The organism is Bacillus sp. JJ1503, assembly GCF_036965125.1.
Classification (GTDB): domain Bacteria; phylum Bacillota; class Bacilli; order Bacillales; family Cytobacillaceae; genus Cytobacillus.
In genome coordinates this window covers 1-7,281 of sequence record NZ_JBALOZ010000267.1, presented here as the reverse complement: position 1 = coordinate 7,281, position 7,281 = coordinate 1, and the positions used below count along the sequence as shown (strand labels likewise).

Sequence of the window (7,281 nt, the reverse complement as noted above, 5' to 3'; positions counted from 1 at the left end):
CTGAGGCGTAAAAATATATTGATTTTTAAAGTAAAATAAATTACCTTATAAAGTAAGGGGGTGGAAAATCTGGAAAACTTAAAATTGAATGTGGCACTTTTACGAAGAAAGGTACCAAACTTGACTACTGCTGCTAGATCTGTAGGTTTACGCCCGGCAACCGTCTCTAATTTATGTACCGGAAAAATTCCGGTTGGTAGGTGCGAAGTTCGAACTTTAGCGGCACTTGCTGATCTTGCGGAATGTACTTTGGATGAATTAATCATTAGAGGGGAGAAGATTGAGATGATTGAGACCAAGATTAAAACGCTGGATTTATTTGCCCCACTTGCCAAGGGAGGCACAATTGGGTTAGTAGCTCGACATGGAATGGGGCAGCTTGTTTTACTTTCAGAAATATTTTATAGACTGAAGAACGATCAGTTTGTCACGATTCTGCTCTTACCGGATGGGAATTACCCAGAATTAAACGATGTGAAGGTCAATTCAGATATTATCGTTCATTCCATTGATGAAGCCTATGAAGCAATGGCTGATAAAGGAAAATCAAATGAGATTGTATTTGCAGCTGACAGGAGCCATGTATTAACAGGGGATATTTATGAGCTCCAAGAAAAATTGCAAGCGCATGATATCGATACAGTTACAACTTTTCTCGTTGATTTAAAAGGGGAAGCAGTAGATGAAGATTTACCGTATGGACCGTTGGAAACCGTTTGGCAATTTGACGCAGATTTATCAGCAAGACACAAATTCCCTGCCGTTAATCCAGTCTATTCAACTTCTTCCGTTCTTGAAGGAGCATATCTCGATCATAATCATCTCAATATTTAGCAGCGTGCCCAAAAGCTTCTTCGCCGCTATCGTGAACTCCGGTCATTAGTGAATGTAGGGGGCATGGAGCGACTCCCAGCATCTGAAGTCCAAACATTTAAGCGCGGTGAAAGGCTTGAAGCTTATTTAACACAGCCATTTTATGTAGCTGAAGCATATTTAGGGAAAAAGGGAGAGTCTGTTAGTTTACAGAACACCTTAAATGATGTAAGAAAAATATTAGATGGAGCAGCCGATTCAGTTGAAATAGACCAATTAAATTATATTGGCCAAATAATAAATGCATAGACTGCAGAAATTTAAAGAAAATTACGAAATTGCATTTAAAGTATAGCACCGGACTCTCGAACCTATTTAGTAGGTTCTTTTTTTATATAGGGGGTACTACCAGCAAAAACACGATTACAACGTTAAGGAAATATTACAAATAATAAGCCCAGTATAGCGTCAGTATACTAGGGCAAAGTAAATAATTTTTGCTAATACGTGTAATGAAGGATTAGTGACAGGGTTCCCGCACTATACACAAAGTAAACTTGAAGAAATAATGATACGTGCACCTATTTTTTTATATCATCAAACTCTTTATTATTGAACGCCTAAATAGTTATTTAGTAATTAAAGTAGTTGTGTGACACGCTGTCATTTTTTTGTTGACGCATGACACTGTGTCATATATAATCAGCTCATTAGTAAATGTGACACGGTGTCATCCGTTTGACAGGAGGAATAATAATATGCCAAATCAAACATTTTTTCACTTGCCTAAAGATAAACAAGAAACTTTAATTCGGGCTGCTAAAAAGGAGTTTTCTCGAGTTCCCTTACACGAAGCATCCATTGCCAATATTATCAAAGAAGCGGAAATCCCAAGAGGGAGCTTTTACCAATACTTTGAAGGGAAAGAGGACCTATATTATTATCTGTTAAATCGGATTTCAGAGAAAAATAATGATCGGTTTATGGCGCTTTTAAAGGAGAAAAATGGGGATATTTTTGAAACGTTAATTGATTCATTTCTATTTATGATTCAAAACCACAGAAATCAAGAACACAAAAACTTTCTTAAAAATGCCTTTTTAAATATGAATTATAAAATGGAAAATATATTAGCTAATAATATTTATCAAGAAAATAGGAAAAGCCAGTATTTAACTATGATTAGCTTAATAAATACAAAAAATCTGAATTTAAATGATGAACAAGACCTTCATGATATGTTAAAAATTATTATTGCTGTCACTTTTCAAAACCTTATTCAAGTGTTCGTAAAGGACTTAACGGATGAAGAAGCTTTAAAATGTTATGTTCAGCAAATGGAACTGCTAAAAAGAGGATTATATAAGGAAGAAAACTAATGGGTTCTCTTAAAGCAGTGAAAAAAGAGAGTATCCATTTGGAGAGTATTGTTAAAAAACTAAAAGAGCAGGGCGTTGATGCACAGATATGTAAACGGCCTAAATCAAAAGAAATTTTCAACTAAGGAGATAACAAATAGATGAATGCAACATACAGGAAAGAAAACCACCATATATTATGCTTGCGATTCTTTTTGTCGGAGCATTTGTATCCTTTTTAAATAACTCCTTTTAAATGTAGCCTCGCCGTCTATGATGGTCGATTTAGGAATTAAAGATTATTCAACGATTCAGTGGCTTTATAGTGAAATGGTAGAGAAGAATGGGAAAGGAGACTATTGACATGGGAAAGTTGGCAAAGCAATTAAAGCCTTTTTTAACAGGCATTTTTTTAGCGATCGTGCTCTTGTTTGTGCAAGCAATTAGTGATTTGAATTTGCCAAATTATATGTCTGAAATCGTCAACGTTGGGATTCAGCAAGGTGGCATTGAGCACGCCGCACCAGATGCCATTAGTGAGGACGGTATGAAGCTAATCACTACTTTCATGACAGAGCATGAAAGACAAATAATCGAAGAAAGTTATTCTTTGGTTTCCCCTTTAGATCAAAATTCGAATGGGGAGCCTTACAGCAAACTATACCCTAATGCGGATCAACAATTTTATGTAAAAGGGGAGTTAGGAAAAAACGATAGCGAAAATTTAGATGCCGCATTTGGTACAGCAACTTCGACATTCATTAATTTTTTACGTGAACTGTCACAGCCATCTGATAAGAATGCAACAGAAAGTTCCTCTAACTCTATTAATATGAAAGAGATTTACGGAATGCAAGCTGTCCTGGATTCGTTACCAGATGCTACAATTCAATCGGCGCATGACGAAGCAGTGAAAAATGATGTCATGCAAAAACAAAGCGGGATTATGCTTTCTAAAGGTTTTTATGATGAACTTGGCGTCGATTTAGGTGCGAAACAAACGGCTTACATTATGAAAATTGGCTTCTATATGTTAGTCATTGCTCTTGTTGGAGGGGTCGCTACCGTTTTGGTTGGATTGCTATCTTCCAGAATTGCGACTGGCGTAGCCCGGAATTTACGGAAGCAAGTGTTTATGAAGGTAGAGAGCTTTTCGAAAAAAGAGTTGGATACATTTTCTACTGCTTCATTAATTACACGTTGTACGAATGATATTCAACAAGTCCAGAATTTAGTAATGATGGGTGTCCGAATGATTTGCTATGCACCGATTCTCGGGATTGGGGGAATCATTATGGCTGTCAATAAGTCTGCTTCTATGAGCCGGATCATTGCGCTCGCTGTAATCATCCTTCTAGGATTGATTTTAATCCTTATGGCGATTGCGCTGCCAAAATTCAAACTCATTCAGAAACTAGTCGATAAATTGAATTTGATTTCAAGGGAAAATTTAAGCGGTCTTATGGTTGTGCGTTCATTTGGTACGCAGGAATATGAAAAAAAGCGATTTGACGCTGCAAATAGTGATTTAACGAAGACAAATCTTTTTGTAACTCGCGCAATGGTGTTTATGATGCCAATGATGATGCTCATTATGAACGGCGTCACTTTACTAGTAGTTTGGGTTGGTGCCCATCAAATTGCAGTTTCTTCAATGCAAGTCGGGGATATGATGGCGTTTATGCAGTATGTCATGCAAATTTTGATGTCCTTTATGATGCTATCGATGATGTTTATTATGATCCCTCGTGCAGCAGTATCCGCCGGTCGGATTGCGGAAGTACTGGAAACGGAAGTGTCCATTACCGATCCAGAAAAGCCAAAATCATTTAACGAAAAGTGCAAAGGCCTTCTCGAATTTAAAAAAGTAAGCTTCCGTTATGAAGGGGCCAATGAAGATGCATTACATGAGATTTCATTTACAGCTAAGCCGGGTCAAACGACGGCATTAATTGGTTCGACAGGTTCCGGTAAGACAACGATTGCAAGTCTTGCTTTACGTTTTTATGACGTGAATGAGGGCGAAATTTTAATTGACGGTGTTGACATTAGAGATGTGAAACAGTCGGAATTGCGGTCGAAGATTGGATATGTCCCACAAAAGAGCGTATTGTTATCAGGCACCATTGAGTTCAACCTGAAATACGGAAAAAAAGACGCTACGGATGAAGAAATGCAGGAAATAGCAAAAGTTGCCCAGGCGATGGATTTCATTAAAGAAAAACCAGAGAATTTTGCGTCGAATATATCACAAGGAGGTGCCAATGTTTCAGGTGGTCAAAAACAGCGCCTCACGATTGCACGTGCTTTAATGAAAAAACCAGAAATCTTAATATTTGATGATAGCTTCTCCGCATTGGACTTTAAAACAGACTCCATGTTACGCAAAGAGTTAAAGGAACACACGTCACACGCGACGATCATTCTAGTCGCCCAAAGAGTGAGTACAATCATGAATGCAGATCAAATTCTCGTGTTAGATAAGGGCCTCATTGTTGGGCGTGGCACACATCGTGAGCTGCTGGAAACTTGCCCTGAATACTATGAAATTGCCTCATCACAGCTATCGAAGGAGGAATTAGCGTGAGCGAAAAGAGAAATAGTCAAAATACTCATTCGCACTTCGGTATGCGAGGTGGGCCAAATATGATGCAGGGTAAAAAAGTAAAAGATTTTAAAGGGACGATGAAACAGCTTGTTCAATATTTGGGCGCTTACAAATGGACGATTATATTTGTATGGATTTTAGCCATTTTGTCGACGGTTTTCACAATTGTATCGCCAAAGATTTTAGGGCAAGCGACTGATGAACTTTTTTCAGGTGTGATGAACCAAATCGCTGGAATTGGGTCGATTGACTTCGGCAAAATTGGTGAAATTCTTTTATGGCTCATCGGATTATACTTACTTAGTGCGTTGTTTTCCTATTTGCAAGGNNTCGAACGGATATTAATGAAAAAATTCATAAATTACCGTTTAATTATTTCGATAAAACAACCCACGGAGAAGTTCTTTCTAGAATTACGAATGACGTAGATACAATAAGCCAAACATTGAATCAAAGTTTAACACAGATCATCACATCAATCACTTCACTTATTGGAATTACGATTATGATGCTCACAATCAGCTGGCAAATGACATTGGCGGCAATCTGTATTCTCCCACTGACGATGATTTCGGTTATTGGGATTATTAAAAAGTCGCAAGTTCATTTTAAAAATCAACAGAAATATTTGGGGCATGTAAACAGCCATGTAGAGGAAATGTTTAGTAGCCATGAAATAGTGAAGGCTTTTAACGGAGAACGAGATTCGGAAAAAAAGTTTGACGAGCACAATGAAGCATTGTATAAATCGGCCTGGAAAGCGAATTTCTTATCAGGTCTTATGATGCCGATTGCGATGTTCATCGGAAATTTGATCTATGTTGTCATTTGTATACTTGGAGGATATTTGACTGTAACTGGTACAATGACGGTCGGTGGTATTCAAGCTTTCATTCAATACGTGCGGAGTTTTATGCAGCCAGTCTCTCAAATTGCGAATATCTCCAATATACTTCAACAAACTGCTGCTGCAGCGGAACGTGTATTTGAATTTCTTGCGGAAGATGAAGAAAAACCGGAGCAGGAAAACGCTCTTTTGGTAAGTAAAAATAAGGTGGTAAGCAATCGAGATGTGGCAATTGAAGGAAATGTCGAGTTTGACCATGTTTCCTTTAGTTATGAACCTGAAAAACCTGTTATTCGTAACTTTACAGCCACTATCAAGTCGGGTCAGAAAGTAGCCATTGTCGGACCGACTGGTGCAGGTAAATCGACCATTATGAAACTGCTCATGCGCTTTTACGATGTAAATAGCGGTTCAATCAAGATCGATGACCATAATATTCAATCATTTAATCGAAATGAGCTTCGTTCTCTGTTTGGTATCGTGCTACAAGATACTTGGCTGTTTAACGGTACGATAGCGAACAATATTCGGTACGGTAAGCTCGATGCAACTGATGACGAGGTTAGGAAAGCGGCCACCGCAGCACAGGTTGACCATTTTGTAAGAACATTACCGGACGGATTCGATATGGTGTTGAATGAAGAAGGGGATAATATATCACAAGGTCAAAAACAGCTGCTAACGATTGCAAGGGCAATATTAGCAGACCCCAAAATACTCATTCTAGACGAGGCGACAAGCAAAGTCGATACACGAACAGAAATCCTTATTCAAAGAGCGATGGATAACCTTATGAAAGGCCGCACAAGCTTCGTCATTGCCCATAGACTGTCGACCATTCGGAATGCCGACTTGATAGTAGTCATGCATGAAGGGGATATTGTCGAACAAGGTACACATGACGAGTTGCTTGCTCAGAGTGGATTTTATGCAAATTTGTACAAAAGTCAGTTCGATACAGCAGTTTAAAGGTATGAAGACTGTTAAGGAATTCGATGGAAATCTGGTTTCTTTACAGTCTTTTTCTTAATATAAATTAGGGTTTCGCCAGCAACGCGAATATACATTGATATTTAGCTTTAACAAAAACAGGTTGTGAATTCTGTCAAATTGTTGGTGGGACACCTATAAGAAGGAAATTGTAACTATGAAAGCGAAATAAATAGTGTAACTCCAACTGGATGAAAATAAAAGTCAAGCAAAGGAAGTAAATATGAATATTAAGCTATCTGAAGTAAATGAAAAGAATTTTTGGGATGTAATTAAATTAAAATCCGATTTCGATCAAGAAAAGAGAATTCAAATTTTTGAAAGATGGGTAGGGTCAAACACTTTTTTTCTTGCTGCTTGCCAAGTATATGGGTTCCTTCCAAGAGCAATTTATGATGGTGAAACATTAATTGGCTTTGCTTCACATGGATTTAACAAGGAAACAGGACGATATGAATTAATTAGCATAATGCTTGGACATGCATATCAAGGTAAGGGCTATGGAATGCCGATTTTAAGGGCAGTTATTGAGGAAATGGCTGTGAAGTATTCATGCGAAGAAATTTATTTATCTGTCATTTATAATAACGAAGCTGCCAAGCGTGTATATGAAAAAGCAGGCTTTAAACCAACTGGGGAGATTGAGGATGGACATCATCCAGAAC

The 7,281-nt window shown here is 37.9% G+C and carries 3 protein-coding genes and 2 pseudogenes; all 5 read left to right on the top strand.

The annotated features are described in order from the left end of the window. Positions 1–69 precede the first annotated feature (69 nt). Positions 70–1,122, top strand: a pseudogene (locus tag V7149_RS19595) (ATP synthase beta subunit C-terminal domain-containing protein). Between the two features lie 449 nt (positions 1,123–1,571). Continuing rightward, positions 1,572–2,192 carry a TetR/AcrR family transcriptional regulator gene (locus V7149_RS19590; protein ID WP_335347274.1) on the top strand — a complete coding sequence of 207 codons (621 nt, stop codon included), beginning with the start codon at positions 1,572–1,574 and terminating at the stop codon, positions 2,190–2,192. A gap of 343 nt (positions 2,193–2,535) precedes the next feature. Then, on the top strand, positions 2,536–4,758 hold the full coding sequence (locus V7149_RS19585) for an ABC transporter ATP-binding protein (protein ID WP_335347273.1): 2,223 nt from the start codon (positions 2,536–2,538) through the stop codon (positions 4,756–4,758). Next, positions 4,755–6,595 (top strand): annotated as a pseudogene (locus V7149_RS19580) (ABC transporter ATP-binding protein). Before V7149_RS19585 ends, V7149_RS19580 begins: the two are co-directional and overlap by 4 nt. A 244-nt stretch (positions 6,596–6,839) precedes the next feature. Next, positions 6,840–7,281, top strand: a 442-nt coding sequence (locus V7149_RS19575; RefSeq protein ID WP_335347272.1) for a GNAT family N-acetyltransferase, incomplete at its 3' end; no start/stop codon positions are given.

What these genes read in the sequence shown, in the direction of transcription:
- V7149_RS19590 (WP_335347274.1), top strand. Translation starts at nt 1,572, where the DNA reads ATGCCAAATCAAACATTTTTTCACTTGCCTAAAGATAAACAAGAAACT.
- V7149_RS19585 (WP_335347273.1), top strand. Translation starts at nt 2,536, where the DNA reads ATGGGAAAGTTGGCAAAGCAATTAAAGCCTTTTTTAACAGGCATTTTT.